We start from the raw sequence: 25,593 nt of genomic DNA, 5'->3' as shown, positions 1-25,593 counted from the left end.
TGGCGGCCCTGCACAATGCCCGTCCGCGGGGCGGGTTTCCATGCCCGGCCCCACCGGACGGGGCAGGATTCTACACCCTCTGCCCGGATTCGCGGCGATCCCGGTTGCCGTTGCGCGCGGGCTGTGCATCTCTGGCTCCATCCATTCGCTGTGTCTGGACCTGTTGCAACGCATCGGCAGGAGGCCTAGTGGCGAGGTTCTGACAAAGGGAGCCCTTTACGATGTACGACACAAACGACCTCAGCGGCGTGGTCGAGGCCGACCGTGCGCATGTCTGGCATCACCTGACCCAGCACAAGCCCTTCGAGACCGGCGAGCCCCGGATCATCGTCGAGGGCCGCGGCATGCGCGTCTGGGACCAGAAGGGCAAGGAATTCCTCGACGCGGTCTCCGGCGGCGTGTGGACGGTGAACGTGGGCTACGGCCGCGAGAGCATCGCCAACGCGGTGCGCGACCAGCTCATCAAGATCAACTACTTCGCCGGCTCCGCGGGCTCCATCCCCGGCGCGCTCTTCGCCGAGAAGCTGATCACCAAGATGCCGGGCCTCAGCCGCGTCTACTACGCGAACTCCGGCTCGGAGGCCAACGAGAAGGCCTTCAAGATGGTCCGCCAGATCGCGCACAAGCGCTACGGCGGCAAGAAATACAAGATCCTGTTCCGCGAGCGCGACTACCACGGCACCACCATCGGCGCCCTCGCCGCCGGCGGCCAGCCCGAGCGCGCCCTGCAGTACGGCCCCTACCCGGACGGCTTCGTGCAGGTGCCGCATTGCCTCGAGTACCGCAAGCAGTGGGACGTGGAGAATTACGGCGAGCGCGCGGCCGACGCCATCGAGGAGGTGATCCTGCGCGAGGGCCCGGACACGGTGGGCGCGCTCTGCCTCGAGCCGGTGACTGCCGGCGGCGGTGTGATCACGCCCCCCGAGGGCTACTGGCAGCGCGTGCAGGAAATCTGCCGCAAATACGACATCCTGCTGCACATCGACGAGGTGGTCTGCGGCGTGGGGCGCACCGGCACCTGGTTCGGCTACCAGCATTACGGGGTGGAGCCGGACATGGTGAGCATGGCCAAGGGGCTCGCCTCCGGCTACGCCGCCATCTCCTGCCTGGTCACCAACGAGAAGGTGTTCGAGCTGTTCAAGGACGACGCCTCCGACCCGCTGAACCATTTCCGCGACATCTCCACCTTCGGCGGCTGCACCGCCGGGCCGGCGGCGGCGCTGGAGAACATGCGCATCATCGAGGACGAGGGCCTGCTGGACAACACCACCGCCATGGGCGCGCGCCTGATGGAGGGCCTCGCGGTGCTGAAGGACAAGTACGCCCTGATCGGCGACATTCGCGGCAAGGGCCTGTTCTGCGGCGCCGAGCTGGTGGCCGACCGCGAGACCCGCGAACCGCTGCCCGAGGCGGTGGTGAAATCCGTGGTCACCGAGTGCGACAAGCGCGGCGTGATCATCGGCATGACCAACCGCTCGCTGCCCGGCTTCAACAACACGCTGTGCTTCAGCCCGGCGCTGATCTCGACGCCCGACGACATCGACCTGATCCTCTCCACGCTGGACGAGGCCCTGGCCACCGTGCCCGCCGCCTGATCCCGGCCGGGCCGGCGCAGGATCTCCCGCGCCGGCCTGCCGTCCCGGCAGCCGCTGCTGCCTGCGCGCGGGCCCCGCTCCGGACCCGCGCTGCCGTTTCCGCACCCCTGCTCGCGCCGCTCGGGCCGGTGGGCAAGGCTGTTTCGCCAGGTGCCCCCCACCAACCGCCTCCCGCCAGTTGCATCCCACCCCGGTCGTCTCCCACCGGCAGCCTCCCGCCTATTGGCTCCCGCCTATTGCCTCCCGCCAGCAGCGTTCCGCCTGTCGGGTCCCCCCAAGCGGCCTCCCTCCTGTTGGATCCCCCAGCGGCCTGCCCCCAGTGGCCACCCACCGACGCGCATGGCTGCGAAAGACGCCCCGGCGTGTCGCTGACGCGCCCTCCTGCGGCCCCCCGATCTCGCCCGGGCGGCTGCGAACCGTCCCTGCGGAATCTTGCCGGCTCCGCCCAGGCCCTCCCCGGCTGGCCCGCGTCCTGTGCCGCCGGGCCGCCCTGCGCCTCCCCCCGGATGCCACAGCGGTTCGCTCGGAGGGCTCCGTTGCGGGGACGGCCGCGCCTTGCCGGTCCGGCGTTCGGCCCGGTGTGCGGCTCCGGCCTGCCCCGGGGAGCACCGGTTCAGCCGGTCCGGTGGACCGCTCCGGTCCGCTCCCTGGCAGGCCGGGGGGCTTCAGGGGCTGGTGTCTGTGAGCCGTCCGGCGATGCGCAGGGCGTTGGCCTCGACCAGTGCCGCGGCCTGCTCCACGTGGCCGCGGCTGGCGCCGGGCATGGCGCAGACCGTCTCCGTCACCGCCACGCGCTGCGCCACCATGCGGTCCACCAGCTGCTGCACCCTGCGGCGCAGGTCGGCCGGGCGGTAGCCCATCTCGCGCGCGATGGCGTCCCAGTGCCGGCCGGCCAGGCGGCCCGGCTTGCGGCGCTTGCCCGCGAGGCTCTGCGCGAAAAACTGCGTCACATGCGGCCACGGCAGCACGCAGGACACGTCGTAGAGCGGCGCGAGGCGCGGCGGCCCGCCCACCGGCAGCAGGACGGAGTAGTTCTTCGCATGCGCGTCGGTGTTCGCCACAAGGATGTTGAAGATCACCAGGTCCAGCAGGGCCAGCGCATCCGTGGCCGGCAGGTGATCGGCCGTGGAGAGCAGGGCCCTCAGGCCCGGGCCCGGCCGGGTGCCCCGCTCGTATTTCCGCCCCGGCGGCACGCCGTTTGCCTGTGCGAAATCCTCCTGATGGACGCGGATGAGCCGGCCGTCGCGGCCCGTGCGCCGGTCATAGCGCAGCGCGCAGATGGCGGAGCGCCGCCCCGCGCCCAGCAGGGTGGTGCGCACCGCGGGGATGCCGATCGCCTCGGCGAGGTGGAGGCACCAGACCTCGTTCTCGGTGATGCCCGGCAGGTTGGGGTTGTCGGGCTTGAGGATCACCGTGGAGGGCGCCCCGTTGCGCGGCACGGCGAGGATGTCTCCCGGCCCCGGCAGGCGCAGCACCGGCGTGCCCTGCGCGCTGAGCACCGCGAGGGCGGATTTCTTCTGCCCGCCGGCGAGCGACAGGCGCACGCCCTCGGCGCCGGCCAGGAAGGGCCGCCGGCCGAGATCGTCGAAATGCCGCTCCAGCGCCTGGTGCGGATCGGCGGTGCCGTAGAAGTCGGTGAGCGGGGTATAGGCCCAGTGCGTCCGGTCCGCGGGCGCGGAGAAGGAGAGCGCGCCGGCGGTGTCGCCGCCGATTTCCGCCAGCAGGGCCAGCACGTCCGCACGGCCCAGCCCGAGCGCGCGGCTGAGGATGGAGAGCTGCTCCTCCTCCGGCAGCAGGTTGGCGAGCCAGGGCGCGATCCGCGCCTCCGGCACCGGCTCCGCGCCCAGCGGCATGGTGAGCGAGATGGGGAAGGCGCCCCGCGCGGCGCGCCAGCGCTCCGCGTAGTGCCAGGACAGGGCGCCGTCGCCGGCCACCTCCACGGTGCCCACGTGCAGGGTGTCGAAATAGGCCGGAACGGGGGTGGTCACCGGTACTCCCCGAGGTCATAGCCGCCGCTGTCCTCATCCCGCGCGGGGGGCGGCGCCGGGGTGTCATCGGGGCCGGGCCCCTCCAGAAGGGCGGACATGGGCAGGCGCAGCGCCCGGGCGATGCGGGACAGGGTGGTCACCCGCGGGTCGCGCTTCGCGGTTTCGATGAGCGACAGGGCCGAGGCGCTGATGCCGGTGAGCCGGGCAAGCTGGTGCAGGTTCAGCCCGCGCGCGGCGCGCGCGGCGCGCATCCGCTGTCCGAGCTGTTCGAGAAACCGGTTGTCTGCGCCCGCCGCCATGGCCGCCTCCCTTTACCCAATTCGGTAAATATACAGGCAGGACCGGCCGGGAGCAAGGAGATTTACCGATTACGGTAAAACTCGGTGACGCCCCGGCCGCGACCCCGGAAATTTACCGCATTAGATAAAGTGCGCCGCAACCGGGCGCCCTTCGGTGCCCCTTTTACCGAAATCGATAAATCCGGCGCTGCGCCGCGCGCGTCAGGCCGCCATCCAGCCGCCGTCCACCAGCAGGTTGTGCCCGTTCACGAAACCGGTCTGCGGAGAGGCGAGGAACAGCACCGCCTCCGCCACGTCGCGCGGAGTGCCCAGACGGGGCGTGGGGGTGCGGGCGCGGGAATAGGCCAGCGCCTCCGGGCTCACCGCCGGGCCGGACTTCCCCGTGAGGATCTTGCCCGGCGAGACCGCGTTGCAGATGATGCCGTCCGCGGCGTGGTCGGCGGCGATCTGCCGGGTCATCTGCAGCACCGCCGCCTTGGACACGCCATAGGCGAAGGAGCCCGGCGCGGCCACCATGCCGTGCTGCGAGCCGATGGTCACGATGCGCCCGCGCTCCGCGTCGCGCAGCGGCTGGGCCAGCATCTGGCACAGCGCGGCGCGCAGGCTCACGTAGACACCGGTGAGGTTCACCCCCGTCACCCGCTCCCATTCCGCCGCGTCGGTCTCCGGCAGGCCGCGGCCGCCGGGCACCATGGCGGAGGTGACCAGCAGGTCCAGCCGGCCGGATCCGGCCGCGATCTCCGCCACCAGCGCCTGCGTGGCGGCCGGGTCGCGGACATCGAGCAGCGCGAAGCGCGAGGCGGGGGAGAGCGCGCGCAGCGGCGCCTCCACCGGCGCCCCGCCCTCGACGACGGCCGGCGTGACATCGGCGGCCACCACCTGCGCGCCGGCCTGCGCCAGCCGCAGCGCGATCGCCCTGCCGATGCCCGAGGAGGCCCCGGTCACCAGCGCCGTGCGCCCGTCCAGCAGCCCGCTCATCGCAGGATCCGGGCGAGGAAGTCGCGCGCACGCGGGTTCTGCGGGTCGGAGAAGAACTCCTCCGGCGGGCGGCGCTCCAGGATCATGCCGTGGTCCATGAACACCACCTCGTCGGCCACCTTGCGCGCGAAGCCCATCTCGTGGGTGACGCAGATCATCGTCATGCCCTCCTCCGCGAGGCTGGTCATCACGTCGAGCACCTCGCCGATCATCTCCGGGTCCAGCGCCGAGGTCGGCTCGTCGAACAGCATGGCGGCGGGCTTCATGCACAGGGCGCGGGCGATGGCCACGCGCTGCTGCTGCCCGCCGGAAAGCTGGCCCGGCCGCTTGTCCGCCTGTTCGGCGATATGCACCCGTTCGAGGTAATGCATCGCCCGCGCGCGCGCCTCGGCCTTCGGCAACCGGCCGATGCGGGTGGGCGCGATGGTGAGGTTCTCCAGCACGGTGAGATGCGGGAACAGGTTGAAGTGCTGGAACACCATGCCGATGCGCCCGCGCAGCCGCTCCAGCCCGTGGCCGGTGGGCCCGAGGGTGACACCGTCCACCGTGATGCGGCCTTGCTGGAAGCGCTCCAGCCCGTTCACGCAGCGGATCAGCGTGGACTTGCCGGAGCCCGAGGGCCCGCAGACCACCACGCGCCGGCCCCTGGGCACCGAGAGCGAGACCTCCTTCAGCGCCTGGTAGTCGTCATAGAATTTCGAGATCGATTCGACCCGGATCAGGGCCTCCTCGGGGGCGGTTGCGGGCGTCATGGATGCGTCCTCGCGGCTGGAAGGATGTCGGCGCGCCAGGCCATGTGATCGGCGGCGGCGTCGGCCAGGGGCCGGCCGCCGGCGTGGCCGCAGAAGGCGCGGAGCGCGGAGATGTCGAGCATCGGCCGCCCCGGGCGCACCCGGGCGGCGACGGTGGCACGGGCGGGGTCGATGTCGGGTCGGGGCAGGCCGGCGGCGCCCGCCCAGTCCGACGGGGTGGAGAGCCGGCCGGCGCCGAGGTTGAACACCCGGCTGCCGCCGCCCGGCGCGCCGAGCGCGAGGGCGATGCCCCGCCCCGCGTCGCGCGAGTAGAGCCAGTCGCCCCGCATCTCGTGCGGCAGGACGGCCGGCGCGCCCTCGGCCAGAAGTTCGAGCAGGCGGCCATGCGGCGAGAGGTCCGGGCGCAGCGCCCCCGGCCGCTCCCAGGGCCCGAACACCGGGCCGAGCCGCAGCACCGTGAGCGTGAGGCCGCGCGCCGCCCCGAGGTGCAGGGCCAGCCCCTCGGCGGCCTGCTTGGTGACCCCGTAGAGCGAGTCCGGCCGCAGCGCGGTGTCCTCGGTCAGCGTGGCGCCGCTCCAGGGGCCGGACCCGCCGTAGACCGCCACGGAGGACAGCATCAGCACGCGGGAGACCCCGGCGCGCGCCGCGGCCTCCACCGCCGCCACCGTGCCGCCGACATTCACGGCGACGACCTGCCCCGCCCGGCTGCGCGCCGTCTCCGCGTCCGGCGTCATCGCGGCGAGATGGATGAGCGCGTCGGCGCCGAAGGCCCGGAGTGCCGCGCACAGGGCTTCGCCGTCGGTGGTGTCACACGGCTGAACGTCGAGGCCGGCCAGCGCGGGATGGGCCAGGAAGGCCGCGGGCGGCGCGGCGAGATCGAGCGCGCGAACCGCGTGGCCGCCGGCCAGCAGCGCCTCGGCGGCGGCAAGGCCGATGAAGCCGGCACCGCCGGTGATGGCAACCCGGCGCGGCGCGGGGGAGGAGGGGTTTGCGGAACCGGTCATCTCACCCCCGTGCGATGATCGCCCGGCGCTCCAGCACCGAGACCCAGCGCGAGAACGGCCAGAGCATGAGGAAGAAGATCACCGCCACCGCGGTGAGCGGCGTGGGGTTGTATGTCTGCTCCTGCGCCACCCGGGCGGAGCGCAGCAGCTCCGGCATCGCCACGATGGAGGCGATGGAGGTGGTCTTCACCAGCTCCAGCGCGTTGGAGGCACAGGGCGCCATCACCCGGCGGAAGGCCTGCGGCAGGATGATCCAGACCATGGCGCGCACCGGCCCGAAGCCGAGCGCATGCGCGGCCTCGCCCTGCCCCTTGTCCACCGACACGAGGCCGGCGCGGAAGATCTCGCCGAAATAGCCGGTGTTGTTCAGGCACAGCGCCAGCACCACCGCCCAGAAACCGGAGATGCGGATGTCGATCGCCGGCAGCGAATAGTAGATCAGCACCAGCAGCACCAGCGCCGGGAAGGAGCGCAGCAGGTCGATCGCCACCACGATCAGCCGGCGCAGGCCGGGCCCGGCGAAGGAATAGGCGATGCCGGCGGCCAGCCCGCTCATGCAGGCCAGCGGCAGGCACACCACCACCAGTTTCAGCGTGACGACCAGCCCCTGCGCCAGCAGCGGCCAGATCATCAGGAACGACTGCCAGTTCAGGAAATTCGCGACGAACAGGTCCATGCCCGGGCCCTCACTTCAGCGTCATGCGCCGCTCGATCAGCCGCGACAGCGCGACGAGCGGGATGAAGAAAACCAGGTAGAGTGCCGCGGCAAGCATCAGCGGCGAGGGGTTCGCGGTGATCGACATGTAGCTCTGCGCCGCCCCCAGCGTGTCATCCAGCGACACCGCCACCCCGAGCGCGGAGCCCTTGGTGACCGCGATGATCCGGTTGGTGACCAGCGGCGTGGCCAAGCGCACGGATTGCGGCAGGATGATGTACCACAGGGTGCGGATCGGCCCGAACCCGAGCGACTGCGCCGCCTCCCACTGCCCCTTGGGCAGCGCCATGATGGCGGCGGTGAAGATCTCCGCCGCGAAGGCCGAGAGCACGGCGCCGAGCGCCAGCGCCGTGGCCGCGAAGGGCGAGAGCCGGATGCCCGCATAGGGCAGCGCGAAGTAGAGGAAGATCAGGATGACCAGCTGCGGCAGTGTGCGGAACAGCTCGATCCAGGCCGTGATCAGCCCGTGCACCAGCTTCCAGCCCGGCAGCCGCAGCAGCGCGAGCCCGAGGCCGAGCCCCACACCGATCACGATCACCGCCAGCGCCACCTCCACGGTGACGAGGAAGCCGCGCAGCACCGAGGGCAGCGCGCCGGCGATGATCGTGAGGTTGAAATAGTTGGCGGCCAACTCTTCCATCGCGGGGGGCTCTCCTCAGGGGGCCGCCGGTGCGCGCCGGCGACCGGGTTTTCCCGCGCGCCCGGGGGAGCGCGCGGGGGGCAGATCGGCGGATCAGTTGCAGCTCAGCTCATGCGGGGTGGCGTCGTAGCCCTTGAAGCCCGGCGCGCCGTAGCCCGGGTAGACCGTGGTGAGCGGGCTGTCGGCGGCCAGTTCCCCGCCGTACCACTTGTCATAGAGCGCCTTCATGGTGCCGTCGGCCTTCATGCATTCGATCGCCGCTTCCACCGTGTCGCGGTAGGCTTCGGACTCGTAGCGGAAGGCGTAGCCGAACATGCGGCCGTCGTAATCCTCCAGCGCCAGGGTGATGGCCGGGTTCTTGCTGGCGGCATAGGCGGCGGTGGGGATCTCGTTGATCGCGGCGAAGGCGCGCGCGGTGATCACGGCCTGCACCGAATCCGGGAAGGTGTCATAGCGTTGCACCTCGAAGCCGAACTTTTCGGCGTTCTCGGTGGCCCACTTGTCGGAGATCGTGCCGCGGTTCACCGCGACGGCCTTGCCCTTGAGGTCCTCGAACCCGGCCATCGTGTCCCCCTCGCGGGTGATGAAGCCGTTGCCGGTGGCGAAGAACGGCTCGGAGTAGAGCATGGTCTCGGCGCGCTCGGCGGTGATGTTGAGCGGGTTCACCGTGAACTCGATGCGGCCCGAGAGCAGGGCGGCGAAGAGGCCGGAGAAGTTGATGTCCGTCACCTCCACCGAGGGGCGGCCGATCCGCTTCGCGATCTCGGTGATCATGTCGTAGCCGAAGCCCTCCGGCCCGCCGGCGCCGCGCACCATCCAGGGCGCGAGGCCGAAATCGGAGCCGACGACCAGCGGCTGGTCGGCCGGGTGTGCGGTGTCTTCGGCGAAGGCGGGCGCGGAGAAGGCGGTGGCCGTGGCGAGAGCCAGGCCGAGAAGCGAAATCTTCATCTTTGGGTCCCTGTCGGTTGGTGATGGTTTCTTGAGGCGGAAGGGGGCAGGCAGGCGGGGCGTGTCAGCCCCCCGGCGCGGGGTGGACCGCGCGCCAGTGGCGCGCGATGTCGGAGCGGCGGCACACCCAGACATCCTGCCGGGCGGCGACATGATCGAGGAAGCGCTTCAGCCCGGCGGCGCGGCCCGGATGGCCGGCCACGCGCAGGTGAAGCCCCACCGAAAGCATCTTGGGATGCGGCTCCGCGCACAGCATCTCGACACTGTCGTGCAGCAGCTCGAAGAACTGCCGGGCGGTGGCAATGCCGCCGCGCATGAATTTCGCGTCGTTGGTCGAAAGCGAATAGGGCACCACGAGATGCTGCGTGCCGTTCACTTCGGTCCAGTAGGGCAGTTCGTCGTTGTAGGCGTCGCTGTCGTAGAGGAACCCGCCCTGCGCCACCACGAGTTCACGCGTGGCGAGGCCGGGCCCGTAGCGGCAATACCAGCCAGCCGGGGCGGCGCCGAGATGCTGCTCGAAGGCCGCGACCGTGCGCGCGATGCGCGCGGCCTCCTCCTCCCGGCTCAGCAGCCGGTGATGTTCCCAGCGCCAGCCATGCGCGCAGGCGTCCCAGTCCGAGGCGCGCAGCCAGGCGCAGATCTCGGGGTTGCGCTCCAGCGCGAGGCCGCAGGCCATGGCCGTGGCGGGCAGGCCGGCCTGCGAGAACAGCCGGGCGATGCGCCAGAAGCCCACGCGGCTGCCGTATTCGAACATGGTCTCGGCGGCGAGGTTGCGCCCGGGGATCGGGTCTCCGCCGGCCTCGACCAGCCCCTGTTCGGAGGCCGGGTCGCCGTCGGGCACGGAGGGCTCGCTGCCCTCCTCGATGTTCACCACGAAGTTCAGCGCCAGCCGGGCGCCGCCCGGCCACTGCGGGTCCGGCGGGGTGGCGCCGTAGCCGCGGAAATCACGGGTGAGATGGTCGCTCATGCCGGGGCCTCCTCGGGGCAGGCGATGCGCAGCGGGCTGGCGAGGGCGACGAACTCGTCGTCCGGGCCGGCCGCCACGCGTTTCATCTGGACGAAGAATTCCGCCGGGGCGTCATAGACCTGCATGCCCGCGTGCCAGGCGTTGCGGTGGTAGACGATGCCCTGCCCCGGCCCGGCCACGAAGGCCCGGGCGGTGGCGGGATCGGGCCGGTCATCCGCGGTGCCGTCGCACACGACGACCAGGTAGCGCTGGCCCGACAGGGGCACGAAGGCCTGGTCGGAATGCGGGTGGCGTTCGAAGGCGGTGATCTCGTGCGCCGTGTCCCCGCCGATGGCCGCGTCGATCCGCGTCACCCAGCTGGCGATCGCCCCGTCCCGCCCGGCGTCGCCATGGTCCAGCCGGATGGGATGGCGGCGGGTCTCGCCGCGATGCGCGATCACGGTGCCGTAGGGCGCGAAGGCTTCCGCGGTCAGCGGAGCGGGGGAGATCGTTCGTGTCACGGCCAGTGCGTACCTTGTCAGTGCCCCAGCTGTGTCCCGCTGGTATCCCACTTAGATACCAATGGGATCTTGTATGTCCAGAGAGATTTTGCAATCCTTGTCGCCGAGGAAACCCACGGCATGCCGGAACAAGAGCGAGACCCCGAATGAGCCAAGCCGCCCTAGTGCAGGAGGATCGCACCAGCGTTTCCGAGCAGGCCTACCAATATGTCCGCAGCCTGATCCTGGCCGGGGACATGAGCCCCGGCAGCGTGTTCACCGAGCGCAAGCTGGCCGAGCAGCTCAACGCCTCGCGCACGCCGCTGCGCACCGCCATCACCCGGCTGATCGGCGAGGGGCTGGTCGAGCGCCTGTCCAACGGCACGATGGTGATCCGCGAGGTGCCGCTGGACGAATTGCTGCAGATCATGGTGATCCGCCGCCAGCTGGAGAGCGAGGCCGCGGCGCAGGCGGCGCTGAAGGCGCCGGACGGGGCGGCGACGGACATCCTCGCGGAGACGCGCTCGGTGGTGGCCCGGCCGGTGGCCGAGCTGGAGGATTTCTGGAATTACGATGACCGGTTCCACGTGTTCGTGGCCGAGAGCAGCGGCATGCCCCTGCTGGCGCAGATGATCCGCGGCATCCGCGACAAGGCGCGCATGTGCCACGTGGTGCGCATGGAGCGGAACTTCTCCGAGCAGGCGGCCGAGCACCTGAAGGTGCTCGAAGCCATCGAGCGGCGTGACGCGGACGCGGCGCGGGCGATGATGATCGAACACACGGACCGCGTGCGCGCCCGCTTCCTGCGCTGGTTCAGCGGCGGCTGAAGCCCCGGCGCCACCCGGCGTTCCGCCCGTTTGCAGGCTGCGGCGCGTCAGCCCGACGCTCGCCCCGACACAATCAAGGAGGCGTCCGGCGCCCCGGAGCGCGCCCGCCGACGCGGGCCCACGCCGGCGGGTGAAAGCGCCCGGGGGCAGGGTGCGTCCCGTTGCCGGGCACGCGCGCCGGGCCAGCGGCGGCGGCGCGCGAGGGCCTGCCACGGCCTGCGCCGCGTGCGCATCACATTATGCCTTTCCGCCCCGGCGGCCGGGTCGTAAAGTCCCCCCACCCGGCCGCCCACGCGGCGCCGCGCGCCTGTCGCGGCGCCGGTGTCGCCAGGCCGTCATGCCCACCCTCAGAGGCACCGGACCAGGAAACGCATCATGCTCAAGGCTTTCGCCCTCGCCGCAACCCTCGCCGTCAGCGCGCTGCCCGCCCTCGCGGAGACCATTCGCGTCGGGATGTCGGGAGGATATTTCCCCTTCACCTTCGTGAAACAGGACCAGCTCCAGGGCTTCGAGGTGGACCTGATGACCGAGGTCGCCGCGCGCACCGGCGACGAGGTGAGCTTCGTGACCATGTCCTTCTCCGGGCTGATCGGCGCGCTCTCCGCCGGGCGGATCGACACGATCGCCAACCAGATCACCATCACGCCCGAGCGCAGCGCGAAATTCGCCTTCTCGCAGCCCTATGTCTATGACGGCGCGCAGATCGTGGTGAAGAAGGGAAATGCCGCCGGCATTTCCGGCCCCGGGGACCTGCGCGGCAAGACCGTGGCGGTGAACCTCGGCTCGAATTTCGAGCAGTTGCTGCGCGCGCTGCCCTACGCCGACGAGATCGACATCCGCACCTACGAGAGCAACATCGAGCAGGACACCGCGCTCGGCCGGGTCGACGCCTTCGTGATGGACCGGGTGTCCTCGGCGCAGGTGATCGCGAAATCGCCGCTGCCGCTGGAGCTGGCCGGCAAGCCGTTCAGCGAAATCCGCAACGCCCTGCCGTTTCGCGACGATGCCGCCGGCCACGCCCTGCGCGACCGGGTGGACGCCGCCCTCACCGCCATGAAGCAGGACGGCAGCCTGGCGGAAATCTCGCGCAAGTGGCTCGACGCGGACGTGACGGAGGGCAACTGAGCCATGCAGGGGCTCGACGTGGGCTACATGCTCGGGCTGGTTCCGGTCATCCTGGGCTATGTGCCGCTCACCCTGGGCATGGCGCTGGCCGGGATGGTGGCGGCGCTGGTGCTCGCCTGCCTGCTGGCGGTGGAGCGCGTGGCGCGGGTGCCGGTGCTGGACCCGCTCGTGGTGCTGTTCATCAGCTTCTTCCGCGGCACGCCGCTGCTGGTGCAGCTGTTCCTGTTCTACTACGGGCTGCCGCAGGTGATGCCGGTGCTGGTGAACATCGACGGGGTGAGTGCCGCGATCCTCGGGCTCACCCTGCATTTCTCCGCCTACATGGCCGAGAGCATCCGTGCCGCCATCCTCGGGGTGGAGCGCAGCCAGTGGGAGGCCGCCCGCGCCGTGGGCATGAGCCCGATGACGATGATGCTCCGCATCATCCTGCCGCAGGCCGCGCGCATCGCGGCCCCCACCCTGGTCAACTACTTCATCGACATGATCAAGAGCACCTCGCTGGCCTTCACCCTGGGCGTGACGGAGATGATGGGCGCCGCGCAGAAGGAGGCCGCCGGCAGCTTCCTCTACTTCGAGGCCTTCCTCGTGGTGGCGGTGATCTACTGGGCCATCGTGGAGACCCTCTCCTGGGCGCAGCGCCGGCTCGAGACACGGCTGGGGCGGGCCTACGCGCGATGATCACCGTGCGCGGCCTCACCAAGCGCTTCGGCGATACCACCGTGCTCGAGGACATCGACCTCGACATCCGCCCCGGCGAGCGGCTGGTGGTGATCGGGCCCTCGGGCACCGGCAAGTCAACGCTGCTGCGCTGCCTGAACTTCCTCGACCGGCCGGATGCGGGCCGCATCACCATCGGCGATCTCACCGTGGACGCGGCCACCGCCCGGCCGGCGGAGATCCTCGCCCTGCGCCGGCGCACCGCCTTCGTGTTCCAGAGCTACGCGCTCTTCGCCAACCGCACGGCGCTGGGGAACATCACCGAGGGGCTGATCCACGTGCAGGGCCGCCCGAAGGCCGAGGCGGTGGCGCGCGCGCGTGCCATCCTCGCGGAGATCGGCCTGGCCGAGCGGGCCGACGCCTATCCCGCCGCCCTCTCGGGCGGGCAGCAGCAGCGGGTGGGAATCGGCCGGGCGATGGCGCTGGACGCGGCGCTGATGCTGTTCGACGAGCCCACTTCGGCGCTCGACCCGGAATGGGTGGGCGAGGTGCTCGACCTGCTGCGCCGGGTGGCGCGGCAGGAACGCACCATGCTCATCGTCACCCATGAGATGCAGTTCGCGCGCGAGATCGCCGACCGGGTGATCTACATGGAAGGCGGGCGGATCGTGGAGGCCGCCCCGCCGGAGGCGTTCTTCTCCCGCCCGCGCGACCCGCGCACCCGGCGCTTCCTCACCCGGGTGAACGCGGGCTGACGGCCGGGCGCGCGCCCGCTGCGCCGGCCTTGGAGGCCCGTTCCCCCGCAGGTTCGGGCGGGGGCGGGAGGATTTCAGCCGGCGCGGCGACGGGTGGGAGGGGGAACGCCGCGCCGGCCCTGCCTTCAGCCCGCGGTGCCGAGCCGCGCCAGCACCGGCGCGGTGCACGCCTCGAGCGCGGCGCGCTCGGCATCACTGAAGGCAGGTTCGTAATAGTCGGGCGCGCTCACCCGGGCCGCGGCCTGCTCCGGCAGGTCCCCGTGGCTGAGGCCGCAATGGTCGAGCAGCGCGCGCATCTCGGCGGCCGGGTCGGCGCAGAAGGTCTCGTAGCGCGCCAGCCGGGTGGCGGAGGCGAGGTCGGCGTCCCGGGCCAGCGTGTCGGCCACATGGCCGTAGACGCTCGCCCAGTGCAGCGCCCAGCCCTCCACCTCGCGGCCCTCGGCCCAGAGCGCCTCGATCTCGGCCACCACCTCCGGGTTGCCGGTGTTGATGGTCTGACGGTCGGGGCCGAACTCGAAATGCCCGGCGCGGCGCAGGTGGCGGCGGATGCGCGGGCCGCCCTCGCCGACGCCGCTGAACAGCGCGTGCTGCTTCATCAGCGAGGCCACGTGCCACAGCGGGTCGCGCACCGGCACCACGAAGCGCGCGTCGGGGAAGATCCGGCGCAGGTAGGCGAGGCGGGTGATGTTGTAATTGCCCTTCGCGAGGTAGCGATGCCCGCCGCGCAGCAGCAGGAGCTTGAGGATATGCTCCTCATAGAAGCGCTCGAAGGCGGCGTTCGAGGTGTTGCGGGTGAGCACGGCGCTCTGCTTCGGGTCATGCGCGTCCTCGAAGAAGGCCATCCACAGCACCTCCTCGAAGGCCTCCGGGCTCTCGGGGGTCACGGCGATGCGGTCGCGGTGGGCGCGCTCGGCGGGGGGCTGGTCCGGGCGGCCGGCGCGGTCGATGAACCAGTTCCACGACCAGGGTGTCATCACCAGGGGGAAGTCGCGGTAGCGGTGGGTGGCGATGTCCGGGTGGCGGGCGAGCAGCTCCAGCAGGATGGTGCTGCCCGAACGCGCGATCCCGGCGATGTAGACCGGCCGGTCCACCCGCGCCTCCTCCAGCCGGTCGCCCAGCATCCGCGTCTCGCGGTCGGCGATGCGGCGGCAGAGGGCCGGGTGGCGCTCGGCGAGGCCGCCGATGAGGTCCGTCCAGTAGTCGACTTTCATGTCCGATCCGGCGAGTGTCATTCGATGCGCCTCAGCGATTTGAAGGAGAAGGCAAACAGGGTGAGGGCGGCGAAGAAGAACACCTCCCAGCCGCGCATCCAGCCCGGCCCCAGGTGCAGGAGCTGCTGGCGCGGGAGCGCCACCTCGACCCGCTCCATCGGGGCGTCGTCGGGCAGGTAGCCGGCGGGGTTTCCGATGAGCGCGTTCCACCACTGCCACTTGTGGATCACCGGCACCGGCGCTGCCAGCGGCACCTCGGCCACCGGCGCGCCGGTGTCGGTGGTGATCTCGGCGCGGGGCGTGCCTCGGCCCTCGTCCACCCAGCGGCCGTCATAGCCGTCAGCCACCTGCACGGCCACGGGCTGGCCCGGCTCGGGGTATTCACCGCCGTAGCGGCCATCCAGCCAGACGATGAGCATGAGCACCGGCAGCGAGCCGATGACCGTGGCCGGCAGCACCACGGCCACGCGCCGGAGCGCGAGACCGAGCATGGTGCGGATCATCGGCCAGGCCTCCTCGAAGGCGCCGTCGAACTGCGACACCGCCTTCTGCTGGCGCTGCAGGGCCGTCTTCAGCCCCGCGATGCGCTTCTGCGGCGACAGCAGCCGGTAAAGCTCCATCGAGACGATGGCGATCAGCGCCGACCAGACCGCCAGCCGCACCAGTGGGGGCAGGAACCCGGCCAGCCAGCCGTCGAGGGCGCTGAACAGCGGGGCGGGGATGTCGAGGAGGCCCATGGCGCGGCCTCAGTCGCGGCGCTCGGCGCGGGCCGAGGCAGCGGGTGCCGGCTGGGCCTGCACCGCGCGGCGGCGGCGCAGCATCCGGCGGATCGGCCAGATGGCCACGAAGACGATGGCGGTTCCCAGGGCCGCAACCAGCGCCCAGAGCGCGCCGAGCAGGCTGAGCCCCGCGCCGGGCCCCACATAGGCCATGGCAGTTCCGGGAACGGTGAGGGCGGCCACCATGAGGCAGATGGCGATTTCGGTCTTCTTCATCAGTTCGTCTCCTTGATCTGCTCTGCGAAAGGACGGTGTGCGGACGCGAGGTCCGCGTCGGTCAGGGGGGCGGACGCAAGGCCCGCCGGGAGAAGGCGTGCGGACAGGGCGCCCGCGGGGTGATTTGTGCCCGGCGCATTGCCCGGCGTGTGAGGGCCCGCCTCCGCGGCGGCGGATGCCGGGGAATGGCTCTCCGAGGCGACCTCCTCCGGGACAGCGCTCGCCGGCCCGGTGTGCGCCCGGGTGAGCGAGGCCTGCCGGCCGGTGGGCACCAGCAGCGTGGGGTCAAGCGTTGCGGGGTCCAGCCGCTCGGCCCAGGCCACGATCGGGATGATCGTCTGGCCGTTGAACGCGGCCCGCACGGGGTTCATGAACTCCCAGACGATCTCGCCCTCCGGCGTCACCTCCAGGATGCGGCCGCCGTTCGATTCCGTGATCACGGTGTTGCCGTTGGCGAGGCGCTGCTGGTCGGAGCGGATGCGGCTCTCCAGCGGGTGGTCTTTCGTGCCGGCGTATTGCCAGACGATGGCCATGGTCTTCGGGTCCACCTCCAGCACGCGGGAGGAGCCGTCCTCGCCCTGGTAATTGGCGTAATTGTCGAACAGCAGCAGGTGGCCGTTGTCGAGCAGGTCCGCGTCATGCTGGCCCAGCCAGGGGCCGCGGGTGGCCCAGTGCACGTCCCCGGTTTTCGGGTCCATCACCGCCACGCCATTGGCCTCGCGGAAGGAGAACAGGATGTCGCCCTCCTTCGCCCAGGGGAAGTTGGCGGCCTGCGCGGCGGTGATGTATTTCACCGCGTTCGCGTGCAGCGGGTCTCCCAACGCGAAGCCGGAGGTGGCGTAGAGGATGTGGCGGTACTTCGAGGCCGCCATCGCCGGCAGCAGGCGGATCTTCTGCAACTCCTCGCCATCGGGCGCGAGCACGACGAGGAAATCCTCCAGCCGCGGGCTCTCCAGATGCTCGAAGCTGGGCAGCACGTCATCCACGATCTCGTGGGTGAGCGTGTAGATCTTCCCGTCCGGCGCCACCGAGAACTGGTGGTGCGCACGGCCCGGATAGCGCCACACCACGTTGGAATTCCTGTCGAGCTTCACGAGCCCGTAGCCGTAGGGCGTGTCTCCCACGCCCTCGTAGGTCGCGAGGAGGTCGCCGTTCGGATAGACATGCGCGTGACGGAAGTAGACGAACTGGTCCGGCTGCGGGTCCGCCACCCCGCCCCAGTCCGCCGACCAGACCTGGCTGAAGGGCTTGGTCCACTGGTGCAGCACCTGGCCGTCCATGTCGATGAGATAGGCGGAGGGCTGGTCGCCGGTGGTGTAGAGCGTGACGCCGCCCTGCGAGCGTTCGGTGGCCGGCACGGTGACCCCCTTGCCGGGGCTGCGCTCCGGGAACCAGAGGTCCGAGGTGTGGACGTCCTGGGTCATCGTCGCCTTCTCGTAAAGCGCCATGCCGCCCTCATAGGCCCGGCGGATTTCCGGCCCCGGGAAGACATTGCCGATCGTCACGGCGGCACCGGCAAGAAATACGATGGCCGCACAACCACAGAGAGAGGCGACGGCGAAGAACGTATCCCCACGAGAGGTGTTTCCTTCTGCAGGCAGCGGCCTGCTCTTGTCTGGATTCATGGTCATCAGCGGGCCTTGACTAGCACGTGTCTCTGCTTCCAGAGTCAAAATTGAAGTAATTCCGGACGCATTTGCGCCGGACTCTCTCGATGATCCCGAGTGTTCCCCGGGGCTTCTCCCTGGAGTTGTAGGCCCGCAGAAACTCCGATCAAGTAACGAGAATGAGAAATTCGTTTATTGTTTCTCATTACTTTCATTTCGGTGGATATCCGCCGAAACACTCGGCGGATATCTCCCGGGGCAGGCAGTATTCCGCTCATGCCCCGCGTCGACATCGCCTCGCGGGACAGGAGCGCCGCACCCCTCGCCCACGGACAGGCCACGGAGGCGACACCGGCCCGATTCCGCCCTGGCCGGCGCGGTGCGGGGCCAGCCGGGGCGGCAGCGAAGAGACGCCCTTCCGAGACGGGCAGAGGGGCGGCCCATGTGACCGCCCTGCCGGGCAGCACGCGCACCACGGAGCCGACAGGCCCGACGGGCACCGCACGGGGGCCTGCGCCCGTATCCGGCACCCTCCAGGCCGCAGGCGCGTCAGGGCGGCGCCCGACCGGGGACGCGCGAAGGCCAGCACCCCCGGCCGGGACACCGGCTCACCGGCGCGCGCGGCCCTCACCGGTCGTGACGCGGGCCGGGTCCCGCCCGCCCCGCGCCCGGCCGCTGCACTGCACCGGCCTGCCATTCCTGCCCGTGACGGCGGCGAAAGCCTTGTGCGCATGGGCGTGAGGGCCGTTGCCCCGCCCCGGACAGCGCCGGCGCAGCGCCCCGCATTTCGCACTTGCAACTGGTATACCGGTCGGCCAGTATCCCGGCATGACAGTCAATTTCGAGTTCGAGCGCGACCGCGCCTACAACCGTATCGTCGCCCTCATCTTCGGCGGCACCTACGATGCCGCCACGCCGCTGTCCGAGCGCAAGCTCGCCCAGGCGCTGGACATGGGCCGCATGCCGGTGCGCGAGGCGCTGCGCCAGCTGGAGCAGGAGGGCGTGGTGGAAGTGCGCCCCGCCCGCGGCACTTTCGTGCGCTCCGTCACGCCGCAGGACCTCGCCGAGGTCTACCGGGTGCGCGACGCGCTGGAGGGGCTGGCGGCGGAACTGGCCGCCGCGGCCGGGCCCACCGCGGCCCTCTCGGCCTGCGGCATGCGGATGCGGATCATGTCGCGCGATGCCTCCGCCTTCACCGCGGCGGAGATCGACGACGCGGGCACGGAGTTCCACAACGTGCTCATGGAGGCGTCCGGCAGCGTGCCGCTCAGCGAGGCGGTGCGGCTGTTTCGCATGCGCTTCCGGCTCGCCTTCCACCTGCCGCGCTACTTCGCCCAGGAGATCGCGCAGGAAACCCTCACCGAGCACATCGCCATTCTCGAGGCCATCGAGGCGCGCGACCCCGCCGCCGCCCGGGCCCGCATGTCCGACCACCTCGCGCGCGGGCTGGACCTGCGCCTGAAGCTCGAAACCGGAGTCGGCCGGAAACCCGCAAAGGGCTCCGACAGCTTGTCCAACAGCGGAATGGAGAAAACCCAGTGACCAGATTTGCCGTCCTTCTTTGCGCCGGTCTCGGCGCCACCGCAGCCCTGTGTTCGGCGGCCTCTGCCGGAACCCTCGACACCGTGCGCCAGGCCGGCGTGGTCAAATGCGCCGTGAACGGCAGCCGCCCGGGCTTCTCCTCGGTCGACGGCAAGGGCGCATGGCACGGGATCGACATCGACACCTGCCGCGCCGTGGCCGCGGCGGTGTTCGGCGACCCCTCGAAGGCGCAGTTCCTCAAGACCAACAACCAGACCCGCCTCACCGCGCTGCAGACCGGCGAGGTGGATCTCACCGCCGCCAACACCACCTGGACGCGGGCGCGCGACACCGACCTCGGGCTCGATTTCGTCTCCCCCACCTTCTACGACGGCCAGGGGCTGATGGTGGCGAAGGACCTCGGCGTGTCCTCCGCCTCCGAGCTGGACGGCGCCAGCGTCTGCGTGCGCCCGGGCTCGACCTCCGAACGCGTGGTCGCCGACATCCAGAAGAAATTCGACATCAAGATGAACCTCGTGGTCATCGAGGACCAGAAGGAGATCAATACCGCCTTCTTCGGCGGGCGGTGCGACGTGGCCGTGCAGTCCACCTCCGGCCTCTCCTCCACCCGCGCCGCGGTGGCCCCGAACCCGGACGATTACGTGATCCTGCCGGAAATCTTCGGCAAGGACCCGATGGGCCCGGTGGTCCGCCAGGACGATGCCCAGTGGCGCGACATCGTGCAGTGGACGCTCTACACCCTGTTCCAGGCCGAGGAGAGCGGCGTGACCTCCGCCAATGTCGACGAGATGCGCGATACCTCGCAGGACCCGGCCGTGCGTCGGCTGCTCGGCGTGGACGACGCCGGCGGCGAGGGCCTCGGTCTGGAAAAGGACTGGGCCTACAACGTCATCAAGTCGGTGGGCAACTACGGCGAGGTGTTCGAGCGCAACGTCGGCATGGGCTCGCCCCTGAAGCTGCCGCGCGGCATGAACGCCCAGTACACCGACGGCGGCCTGATCTACGCCCCGCCGCTCTGAGCCCCGCGAAGGCCCCGGGATCATGACCGAGATCGCCCCTCCCGCCCGGCCGCCGCGCTTCGCCCGCCTGCGGCGCGGCGGCCCGCGCGCCATGCTCTGGCAGGCTGCGGCGCTCGTCGCGCTGCTGGCGCTCGGGCTCTGGCTGGTGACCAATGCCCGCGCGGCGCTCGACGCCCGCGGGATGACCTCGGGGCTGGATTTCCTCTTCGTCGCCGCGCCCTTCTCGCTGGGCGAGGGGTTCTTCACCTTCACCTCCGGTGACACCTACCTCTCCGCAATCGGGGTGGGGCTGGGAAACACGGTGATGCTTTCGCTGGTGAGCATGGTGACGGCCACGCTCCTCGGCGCGGCGGCGGGGGTGGCGGCGCTGTCGCGCAACCCGCTCGCCGCGGGGCTGGCGCGCGGCTACGTGGACATCTTCCGCAACACGCCGCAGCTGGTGCAGATCGTGTTCTGGTACACGTTCTTCACCCTGATGCCGGCGGCGCGCGACGCCTGGTCGATCCTCGGCGTCGTCTTCGCCTCGAACCGCGGCCTCACCGTGCCCGCGCCGCAGGACCGCGCAACGCTGGCGCTCGTCTTCCTCGCGCTCTGCGCCGGGGGGGTGCTGGCCTTCCTGCTCGGCCGCCTCGCCCGCCGCCGCCCGGCCGACCCGCTGCGCCCGCGGCGCTGGACGGGGCCGCTGCTCACCGGGCTGATCCTCGGGCCGCCGCTCCTGGTCTGGCTCGGCCGCGGCGCGCCGCTGGCCTGGTCGGTGCCCAGCCTGGGCAAGTTCAACTTCTCCGGCGGCGCCACGCTCAGCCCGGAATTCCTCGCCATCTACTTCGGCCTGTCCTTCTACATCGCCGCCTTCATCGCCGAGATCGTGCGCGGCGGCGTGCAGAGCGTGGACGCGGGCCAGGTGGAGGCGGCGCGCACCATCGGCCTCTCGCCCGGCTCCATCTACCGGCGCATCGTGGCGCCGCAGGCCTTCCGCGTGGTGATCCCGCCGCTGGCCGCGCAATACGTGAGCCTGATCAAGAACAGCTCGCTGGGCGTGGCCGTCGGCTACCCGGACCTGTTCAGCGTGTCCAACACCGCGCTCACCTATTCGGGCCGCACCATCGAGGTGCTGCTGGTGATGGCCGTCATCTACCTGATGCTGTCGGTCTCGGTGGGGCTGGTGGCCACCCTGTTCAACCGCCTCGTGCAGATCCCGGGACGCTGACATGGCCGCGACCACCTCCTTCGCCCTCACCGGCGGCGCCACGGCGCCGCGCCCGGCCCCGCAGGCCGCCGGCCGCGCCGGGCCGCTGTTGCGCCGGCTGTTTCGCAGCCCGCTCAGCGGCGCGTTCACCCTGGCGCTGGGGCTGGCGCTGATCGCACTGCTCTGGCCGCTGTTCCGCTGGGCGATTCTCGACGCGGTCTGGTACGCGCCCGACCCGGCGGCCTGCCGGGCCGCGGACGCCGGCGCCTGCTGGGCGGTGATCGCGGAGAAGCACCGGGTCATCCTGTTCGGCGCCTTTCCCTACCAGCAGCAGTGGCGCGGGGCGGTGGTCGTCGCGCTCTGGCTCGGCTGGGCGCTGCTCACTGCGCCGCGCTGGCTGCCGCTGGGCCTGCGGCTGGGCGGCTGGCTGGCGGTGTTCCTCGTCTCGCTGGTGCTGATGCGCGGCGGTCTCCTCGGCCTCTCCGCGGTGGGCACGGACCTCTGGGGCGGGCTGCCGCTCACCTTCATGATCTTCGGCGGCACGGTGGCGGGGGGGCTGCCGCTCGCGGTGGCGCTGGCGCTCGGCCGGCGCTCGGACTGGCCGGTGATCTCCTTCCTCTGTGCGGCCTTCGTGGAATGCGTGCGCGGCTTTCCTCTGCTGGTGGTGCTGTTCTTCGCCGCGCTCATCCTGCCGCTGTTCCTGCCGCCGGAGCTCGACATCGACAAGCTGCTGCGCGCGGAAATCGGCATGATCGTGTTCTTCGCGGCCTATGCGGCGGAGGCGGTGCGCGGCGGGTTGCAGGCCCTGCCCGAGGGGCAGGAGGAAGCGGCCAAGGCCCTCGGCATGCGCTACACGCTGCGCCTGCGCAAGGTGGTGCTGCCGCAGGCCATCGCCGTCGCGCTGCCCGCGCTCTTCAACGACATCATCCGCGCCTTCAAGAACACCACCTTCTTCTCCATCCTCGGGCTGTTCGACGTGCTCGGCGCCACCAAGGCCGCTCTGCAGGACCCGGACTGGGTGCGCTACGGCATGGAGGGCTACCTCTTCGTGTTCCTGCTCTACTTCCTCATCTGCACCGGGCTGTCGCTCTACGGCCGCTCCATCGAGCGCGACAACCTGCGCCGCCTCCGGAGGGCCGGGGCATGAGCGCGCTGGCCGTCGAGATCAGCGGGCTGAACAAGTGGTTCGGCCCCCACCACGTGCTGCGCGACGTGAGCCTGGGCCTGGGCGCGGGCGAGAAGCTGGTGCTCTGCGGGCCCTCCGGCTCCGGCAAGTCCACGCTGATCCGCTGCATCAACGGGCTGGAGACCTTCCAGGAGGGCGCGCTCTCGCTCTGCGGCCGCAGCCTGGACGGCAGCGCCGCCGCGCTGCGCGAGATCCGCGCGATGTCGGGCATGGTGTTCCAGAGCTTCAACCTGTTCCCCCACCTCACCGTGCTGGAGAACCTGTGCATCGGCCCGGTGCACGGGCGGGGCATGGCGCGCGCCGAGGCCGTGGCCCGGGCGCGGGACCTGCTGGAGCGCGTGCGCCTCTCCGACCAGATCGCCAAATACCCCGGGCAGCTCTCCGGCGGGCAGGCGCAGCGCGTCGCCATCGCGCGCACGCTGATGCTGGAGCCGCGGGTGCTGCTGTTCGACGAGCCCACCTCGGCGCTGGACCCGGAGATGATTCACGAGGTGCTGGAGGTGATGGAGGAACTCGCCATCGGCGGCCAGTCGATGATCGTGGTGACCCACGAGATGGGCTTCGCCCGGCGGGTGGCCGATCTCGTGGTGTTCATGGATGCCGGCGAGATCATCGAAGCCACTGACCCCGAAAGCTTCTTCCGCGCCCCGCGCACCCCGCGCGCGGCCGAATTCGTTCGCCAGATCTCGCACGGAGGCTGAGATGCCCGTCCCCCATTCCCCCGCGCCCGACTGGGCGGCGCTGCGCGCCGAATTCCCCGCCACGGCGACCACCGTCTACCTCGACACGGCACGCAAGGCGCTGCTGCCGCGCTGCGCCGGCGCGGCCGCGCAGGACTGGTTCGCCGACATCGCCAGCCCCGAAGCCGGCGCGACCGCCTTCGCCATGGGCGGCGTGACCCGCACCCGCGAGACCGTGGGCCGGGTGTTCGGCGCGGCGCCCGAGACCATCGGGCTGGTGCGCAACACCTCCGAGGCGATGAACATCGTCGCCACCGGGCTGGACTGGCGGGAGGGCGACAACGTGGTGCTCTCCGCCGCCGAGCACGAGAACAACACCTTCCCCTGGCGCCCGCTGGCCCGCCGCGGCGTGGAGCTGCGCATCGTGCCCGAGGGGCCGGACGGCGTGGTGAGCACCGACGCGCTGCGCGCGGCGGTGGACGCGCGCACCCGCGTGCTCACCGTCGCCTGGCTGAGCTACGGCACCGGCCAGCGCGCCGATCTCGACGCCCTTGCCGACATCGCCCGCGCGCAGGACGCGCTCCTCGTCGTCGACGCGATCCAGGCCCTCGGCGTGATCGACCGCCGGCTGGACGCGATGGGCGCGGACGTGGTCGCCGCCGGTGGCCACAAGGCCCAGCTTTCGGTGACCGGCGCCGGGCTCATGCACCTCGGCCCGCGGGCGCTGGAGCGCATCACCCCGCCCTTCGCGGCGAAATACTCCTTCGACACCCTCGACCGCACCGTCGCCGACCTGCACTGGGCGCCCGGCGCGCGGCGCTTCGAATACGGCAACCCGAACTTCCTCGGCCTCGCCATCCAGCGGCGCTCGGCGGAGTTCGTCGGCAGCATCGGCCTCTCGGCCATCGAGACCCGGGTGCGCGACCTCACCACCCTGCTCATCGAGACGCTGGACCTGGCCCATATCCCGGTGCGCACGCCCCGGCTCTGGTCCGAGCGCGGCGGCATCGTGAGCCTGGAGACCGGCCGGGTCTCCGCCGATGCGCTCGAGGCCGCGCTGGCGGAGGACGGCATTCGCGTGGCGAGCAAGGACGGCCACCTGCGCGCCGCCATCCACTTCTACAACAACGAGGAGGACGTGACGCGCTTCGCCGACCGCCTGCTCCACCACCTGAGGCGACTGACCGCATGAGCCCGCATATCGAAATCGACCTGATCTCGGATACGTCGACCCGCCCGTCCGCGGGCATGCTCGCGGCGATGACCTCGGCGGAAACCGGCGACGAGCAGCGTTACGAGGACCCCACCACCCGCGCCCTCGAAGCCCGCGTGGCGGAGCTGCTGGGCATGGAAGCGGCCGTGTTCCTGCCCTCCGGCACCATGTGCAACCAGATCGCCTTCCTCGTGCACTGCCGCCCGGGCGACGAGATCATCACCGCCGCCAACGCGCATGTCTTCGGCTCCGAAGGCGCCGGCGCCGCGGCTCTCGCCGGCGCCCAGTTCCGGACCATCGAGACAGCGGACGGCATCTTCGATGCCGACGCCTTCGAAGCGGCGCTGCGCGCGCCGCGGCACCGGTCCCCCCGCAGCCGGGTGGTCTCGGCGGAGCAGACCACCAACCGGGGCGGCGGCGCGATCTGGCCGGCCCACACCCTCACCGCCCTCGCCGAACGCGCCGCCGCGCACGGGCTCGCCGCGCATATCGACGGCGCGCGCTTGCTGAACGCCGCCACGGAAGAGGGGGTGGCCCCGGCCAGCTACACGACGGGCTTCGCCTCCGTGTGGATCGACCTCTCGAAGGGGCTCGGCTGCCCGGTGGGCGCGGTGCTCGCCGGCTCGCGCGGCTTCATAGAGGAGGCGTGGTTCTGGAAGCACCGGCTGGGCGGGGCGCTGCGCCAGTCCGGCTTCCTGGCCGCGGCGGGGCTCTACGCGCTGCGCCACAACCTGGAGCGGCTGGCCGAAGACCATGACAACGCCCGGCTCTTCGCCCGGCTGGTGGCGGGCTGCCCCGGCGTGCAGGTGTTTCCGGAGCAGGTGCGCACCAACATCCTGTTCCTCGATGTCACGGGCACCGGGCGCGATGCCTCGGAACTCTCCCGCGCGCTGATGGCGAAGGGCGTGCGCCTGGGCGTGGAGAGCCCGACGCGGATGCGTGTCGTCACCCATCTCGACGCGCCCCGGGCCGCGGTGCGCCGGGCCGCGGAGGCCTTCCTCTCGGTGGTGGCTCCCGCCGGCTGAGACCCGCACCGCGGCAGGGCGGACACCGGAGAGAGGGGCGCCCCGCCTGCGCCCTCCCGGCGGGCCGTCCGGGCCCGGGCACGGGCACGGGCAGCGCCCGCCGATCCGCCTGCCGGAGGCACCCCGCACTGCGGCCCGGCGCAGCCCCGCGCGGCCACGCCTCCTGCGAACGCCGCAGCGGGTCTCCGCCGGATGCACCC

Annotated in this window: 26 protein-coding genes; 12 read left to right on the top strand and 14 right to left on the bottom strand. The window is 71.3% G+C overall.

The features are described from left to right. Window positions 1–221 precede the first annotated feature (221 nt). Window positions 222–1,595, top strand: coding sequence for an aminotransferase family protein (locus FDP22_RS21760; protein WP_138576063.1), 1,374 nt, complete (start codon window positions 222–224; stop codon window positions 1,593–1,595). Between the two features lie 665 nt (window positions 1,596–2,260). Here FDP22_RS21760 and FDP22_RS21755 read toward each other — a convergent pair. The 10 genes from FDP22_RS21755 to FDP22_RS21710 all read right to left on the bottom strand — a co-directional run bounded on the left by FDP22_RS21755 (window position 2,261) and on the right by FDP22_RS21710 (window position 10,386). Further along, window positions 2,261–3,583 carry a type II toxin-antitoxin system HipA family toxin gene (locus FDP22_RS21755; RefSeq protein WP_138576062.1) on the bottom strand — a complete coding sequence of 441 codons (1,323 nt, stop codon included), beginning with the start codon at window positions 3,581–3,583 and terminating at the stop codon, window positions 2,261–2,263. Then, the gene (locus FDP22_RS21750; protein ID WP_138576061.1) at window positions 3,580–3,882 is read right to left on the bottom strand and encodes a helix-turn-helix domain-containing protein; all 303 of its coding nucleotides are present in this window, start codon (window positions 3,880–3,882) and stop codon (window positions 3,580–3,582) included. Before FDP22_RS21750 ends, FDP22_RS21755 begins: the two co-directional genes overlap by 4 nt. 201 nt (window positions 3,883–4,083) lie before the next feature. Then, on the bottom strand, window positions 4,084–4,860 hold the full coding sequence (locus FDP22_RS21745) for an SDR family NAD(P)-dependent oxidoreductase (protein WP_138576060.1): 777 nt from the start codon (window positions 4,858–4,860) through the stop codon (window positions 4,084–4,086). Then, window positions 4,857–5,612 (bottom strand): amino acid ABC transporter ATP-binding protein, encoded by a 756-nt coding sequence (locus FDP22_RS21740; RefSeq protein WP_143972295.1) that lies wholly within the window; start codon window positions 5,610–5,612, stop codon window positions 4,857–4,859. The genes FDP22_RS21745 and FDP22_RS21740 overlap by 4 nt, the downstream gene beginning before the upstream one ends. Then, window positions 5,609–6,616, bottom strand: a complete 1,008-nt coding sequence (locus FDP22_RS21735; protein WP_138576297.1) for an NAD-dependent epimerase/dehydratase family protein — start codon at window positions 6,614–6,616, stop codon at window positions 5,609–5,611. The genes FDP22_RS21740 and FDP22_RS21735 overlap by 4 nt, the downstream gene beginning before the upstream one ends. A gap of 1 nt (window position 6,617) precedes the next feature. Next, a complete protein-coding gene (locus FDP22_RS21730) occupies window positions 6,618–7,292 on the bottom strand; it encodes an amino acid ABC transporter permease (RefSeq protein WP_138576295.1) in 675 nt (224 codons plus the stop codon). Between the two features lie 10 nt (window positions 7,293–7,302). Beyond that, window positions 7,303–7,971 carry an amino acid ABC transporter permease gene (locus tag FDP22_RS21725; RefSeq protein ID WP_138576293.1) on the bottom strand — a complete coding sequence of 223 codons (669 nt, stop codon included), beginning with the start codon at window positions 7,969–7,971 and terminating at the stop codon, window positions 7,303–7,305. Window positions 7,972–8,064: 93 nt separating this feature from the next. After that, complete coding sequence (locus tag FDP22_RS21720) at window positions 8,065–8,919, bottom strand: substrate-binding periplasmic protein (RefSeq protein WP_170317834.1); 855 nt, start codon at window positions 8,917–8,919, stop codon at window positions 8,065–8,067. 64 nt (window positions 8,920–8,983) lie between these two features. Beyond that, a complete protein-coding gene (locus FDP22_RS21715) occupies window positions 8,984–9,886 on the bottom strand; it encodes a polysaccharide deacetylase family protein (protein ID WP_138576289.1) in 903 nt (300 codons plus the stop codon). Next, the gene (locus FDP22_RS21710; protein WP_239032006.1) at window positions 9,883–10,386 is read right to left on the bottom strand and encodes an ureidoglycolate lyase; all 504 of its coding nucleotides are present in this window, start codon (window positions 10,384–10,386) and stop codon (window positions 9,883–9,885) included. Before FDP22_RS21710 ends, FDP22_RS21715 begins: the two co-directional genes overlap by 4 nt. Before the next feature lie 146 nt (window positions 10,387–10,532). Here FDP22_RS21710 and FDP22_RS21705 point away from each other — a divergent pair, with 146 nt between their 5' ends. The 4 genes from FDP22_RS21705 (at window position 10,533) to FDP22_RS21690 (ending at window position 13,729) form a co-directional block, all read left to right on the top strand. Next, window positions 10,533–11,192, top strand: coding sequence for a GntR family transcriptional regulator (locus tag FDP22_RS21705; RefSeq protein WP_138576287.1), 660 nt, complete (start codon window positions 10,533–10,535; stop codon window positions 11,190–11,192). 375 nt (window positions 11,193–11,567) lie between these two features. Continuing rightward, complete coding sequence (locus tag FDP22_RS21700) at window positions 11,568–12,317, top strand: amino acid ABC transporter substrate-binding protein (RefSeq protein WP_138576285.1); 750 nt, start codon at window positions 11,568–11,570, stop codon at window positions 12,315–12,317. A 3-nt stretch (window positions 12,318–12,320) separates the two neighbouring features. Beyond that, window positions 12,321–12,995: an amino acid ABC transporter permease gene (locus FDP22_RS21695; RefSeq protein WP_138576283.1), complete on the top strand. Its 675-nt coding sequence runs from the start codon at window positions 12,321–12,323 to the stop codon at window positions 12,993–12,995. Next, window positions 12,992–13,729, top strand: a complete 738-nt coding sequence (locus FDP22_RS21690; RefSeq protein WP_138576281.1) for an amino acid ABC transporter ATP-binding protein — start codon at window positions 12,992–12,994, stop codon at window positions 13,727–13,729. Before FDP22_RS21695 ends, FDP22_RS21690 begins: the two co-directional genes overlap by 4 nt. 125 nt (window positions 13,730–13,854) lie before the next feature. Here the strand turns inward: FDP22_RS21690 and FDP22_RS21685 are convergent, their stop codons facing one another. Genes FDP22_RS21685 through FDP22_RS21670 form a run of 4 tightly spaced genes read right to left on the bottom strand, consistent with a single transcriptional unit; the run spans window position 13,855 to window position 17,440 of the window. Further along, the gene (locus FDP22_RS21685; protein ID WP_239032005.1) at window positions 13,855–14,961 is read right to left on the bottom strand and encodes a sulfotransferase; all 1,107 of its coding nucleotides are present in this window, start codon (window positions 14,959–14,961) and stop codon (window positions 13,855–13,857) included. Further along, window positions 14,958–15,677, bottom strand: a complete 720-nt coding sequence (locus tag FDP22_RS21680) for a hypothetical protein (RefSeq protein ID WP_138576279.1) — start codon at window positions 15,675–15,677, stop codon at window positions 14,958–14,960. The genes FDP22_RS21685 and FDP22_RS21680 overlap by 4 nt, the downstream gene beginning before the upstream one ends. A 9-nt stretch (window positions 15,678–15,686) precedes the next feature. Continuing rightward, window positions 15,687–15,935, bottom strand: a complete 249-nt coding sequence (locus FDP22_RS21675; RefSeq protein WP_138576277.1) for a hypothetical protein — start codon at window positions 15,933–15,935, stop codon at window positions 15,687–15,689. After that, the gene (locus tag FDP22_RS21670) at window positions 15,935–17,440 is read right to left on the bottom strand and encodes an arylsulfotransferase family protein (RefSeq protein WP_239032004.1); all 1,506 of its coding nucleotides are present in this window, start codon (window positions 17,438–17,440) and stop codon (window positions 15,935–15,937) included. Before FDP22_RS21670 ends, FDP22_RS21675 begins: the two co-directional genes overlap by 1 nt. A gap of 930 nt (window positions 17,441–18,370) precedes the next feature. Between FDP22_RS21670 and FDP22_RS21665 the strand changes: the two genes are divergently transcribed. The 7 genes from FDP22_RS21665 to FDP22_RS21635 are packed head-to-tail and all read left to right on the top strand — an operon-like array spanning window position 18,371 to window position 25,393. After that, entirely contained in the window at window positions 18,371–19,084 is a 714-nt protein-coding gene (locus tag FDP22_RS21665) for a GntR family transcriptional regulator (RefSeq protein WP_138576273.1), read from the top strand. Continuing rightward, the gene (locus FDP22_RS21660) at window positions 19,081–20,103 is read left to right on the top strand and encodes an amino acid ABC transporter substrate-binding protein (protein ID WP_138576271.1); all 1,023 of its coding nucleotides are present in this window, start codon (window positions 19,081–19,083) and stop codon (window positions 20,101–20,103) included. Before FDP22_RS21665 ends, FDP22_RS21660 begins: the two co-directional genes overlap by 4 nt. A gap of 22 nt (window positions 20,104–20,125) precedes the next feature. After that, window positions 20,126–21,310 carry an amino acid ABC transporter permease gene (locus FDP22_RS21655; protein WP_138576269.1) on the top strand — a complete coding sequence of 395 codons (1,185 nt, stop codon included), beginning with the start codon at window positions 20,126–20,128 and terminating at the stop codon, window positions 21,308–21,310. A gap of 1 nt (window position 21,311) precedes the next feature. Next, window positions 21,312–22,436 carry an amino acid ABC transporter permease gene (locus FDP22_RS21650; protein WP_138576267.1) on the top strand — a complete coding sequence of 375 codons (1,125 nt, stop codon included), beginning with the start codon at window positions 21,312–21,314 and terminating at the stop codon, window positions 22,434–22,436. Beyond that, window positions 22,433–23,176 carry an amino acid ABC transporter ATP-binding protein gene (locus tag FDP22_RS21645; protein ID WP_138576265.1) on the top strand — a complete coding sequence of 248 codons (744 nt, stop codon included), beginning with the start codon at window positions 22,433–22,435 and terminating at the stop codon, window positions 23,174–23,176. Before FDP22_RS21650 ends, FDP22_RS21645 begins: the two co-directional genes overlap by 4 nt. A gap of 1 nt (window position 23,177) precedes the next feature. Next, window positions 23,178–24,347, top strand: a complete 1,170-nt coding sequence (locus tag FDP22_RS21640) for an aminotransferase class V-fold PLP-dependent enzyme (protein WP_170317833.1) — start codon at window positions 23,178–23,180, stop codon at window positions 24,345–24,347. Further along, window positions 24,344–25,393 carry a threonine aldolase family protein gene (locus tag FDP22_RS21635; protein ID WP_138576261.1) on the top strand — a complete coding sequence of 350 codons (1,050 nt, stop codon included), beginning with the start codon at window positions 24,344–24,346 and terminating at the stop codon, window positions 25,391–25,393. Before FDP22_RS21640 ends, FDP22_RS21635 begins: the two co-directional genes overlap by 4 nt. Window positions 25,394–25,593: the final 200 nt, after the last annotated feature.

It is taken from the genome of Paroceanicella profunda, assembly GCF_005887635.2.
Lineage (GTDB): Bacteria > Pseudomonadota > Alphaproteobacteria > Rhodobacterales > Rhodobacteraceae > Paroceanicella > Paroceanicella profunda.
Note: the sequence above shows the minus strand (reverse complement) of the source record. Positions and strands in the feature narration are given on the sequence as shown.

Bases quoted from the DNA above. Each gene is read 5' to 3' on its own strand.
- FDP22_RS21725 (WP_138576293.1), bottom strand. From the start codon at position 7,971: ATGGAAGAGTTGGCCGCCAACTATTTCAACCTCACGATCATCGCCGGC.
- FDP22_RS21760 (WP_138576063.1), top strand. From the start codon at position 222: ATGTACGACACAAACGACCTCAGCGGCGTGGTCGAGGCCGACCGTGCG.
- FDP22_RS21680 (WP_138576279.1), bottom strand. From the start codon at position 15,677: ATGGGCCTCCTCGACATCCCCGCCCCGCTGTTCAGCGCCCTCGACGGC.
- FDP22_RS21720 (WP_170317834.1), bottom strand. From the start codon at position 8,919: ATGAAGATTTCGCTTCTCGGCCTGGCTCTCGCCACGGCCACCGCCTTC.
- FDP22_RS21655 (WP_138576269.1), top strand. From the start codon at position 20,126: ATGACCGAGATCGCCCCTCCCGCCCGGCCGCCGCGCTTCGCCCGCCTG.
- FDP22_RS21735 (WP_138576297.1), bottom strand. From the start codon at position 6,616: ATGACCGGTTCCGCAAACCCCTCCTCCCCCGCGCCGCGCCGGGTTGCC.
- FDP22_RS21635 (WP_138576261.1), top strand. From the start codon at position 24,344: ATGAGCCCGCATATCGAAATCGACCTGATCTCGGATACGTCGACCCGC.
- FDP22_RS21675 (WP_138576277.1), bottom strand. From the start codon at position 15,935: ATGAAGAAGACCGAAATCGCCATCTGCCTCATGGTGGCCGCCCTCACC.
- FDP22_RS21695 (WP_138576283.1), top strand. From the start codon at position 12,321: ATGCAGGGGCTCGACGTGGGCTACATGCTCGGGCTGGTTCCGGTCATC.
- FDP22_RS21705 (WP_138576287.1), top strand. From the start codon at position 10,533: ATGAGCCAAGCCGCCCTAGTGCAGGAGGATCGCACCAGCGTTTCCGAG.
- FDP22_RS21730 (WP_138576295.1), bottom strand. From the start codon at position 7,292: ATGGACCTGTTCGTCGCGAATTTCCTGAACTGGCAGTCGTTCCTGATG.
- FDP22_RS21745 (WP_138576060.1), bottom strand. From the start codon at position 4,860: ATGAGCGGGCTGCTGGACGGGCGCACGGCGCTGGTGACCGGGGCCTCC.
- FDP22_RS21665 (WP_138576273.1), top strand. From the start codon at position 18,371: ATGACAGTCAATTTCGAGTTCGAGCGCGACCGCGCCTACAACCGTATC.
- FDP22_RS21700 (WP_138576285.1), top strand. From the start codon at position 11,568: ATGCTCAAGGCTTTCGCCCTCGCCGCAACCCTCGCCGTCAGCGCGCTG.
- FDP22_RS21740 (WP_143972295.1), bottom strand. From the start codon at position 5,612: ATGACGCCCGCAACCGCCCCCGAGGAGGCCCTGATCCGGGTCGAATCG.
- FDP22_RS21715 (WP_138576289.1), bottom strand. From the start codon at position 9,886: ATGAGCGACCATCTCACCCGTGATTTCCGCGGCTACGGCGCCACCCCG.
- FDP22_RS21645 (WP_138576265.1), top strand. From the start codon at position 22,433: ATGAGCGCGCTGGCCGTCGAGATCAGCGGGCTGAACAAGTGGTTCGGC.
- FDP22_RS21750 (WP_138576061.1), bottom strand. From the start codon at position 3,882: ATGGCGGCGGGCGCAGACAACCGGTTTCTCGAACAGCTCGGACAGCGG.
- FDP22_RS21650 (WP_138576267.1), top strand. From the start codon at position 21,312: ATGGCCGCGACCACCTCCTTCGCCCTCACCGGCGGCGCCACGGCGCCG.
- FDP22_RS21685 (WP_239032005.1), bottom strand. From the start codon at position 14,961: ATGACACTCGCCGGATCGGACATGAAAGTCGACTACTGGACGGACCTC.
- FDP22_RS21690 (WP_138576281.1), top strand. From the start codon at position 12,992: ATGATCACCGTGCGCGGCCTCACCAAGCGCTTCGGCGATACCACCGTG.
- FDP22_RS21640 (WP_170317833.1), top strand. From the start codon at position 23,178: ATGCCCGTCCCCCATTCCCCCGCGCCCGACTGGGCGGCGCTGCGCGCC.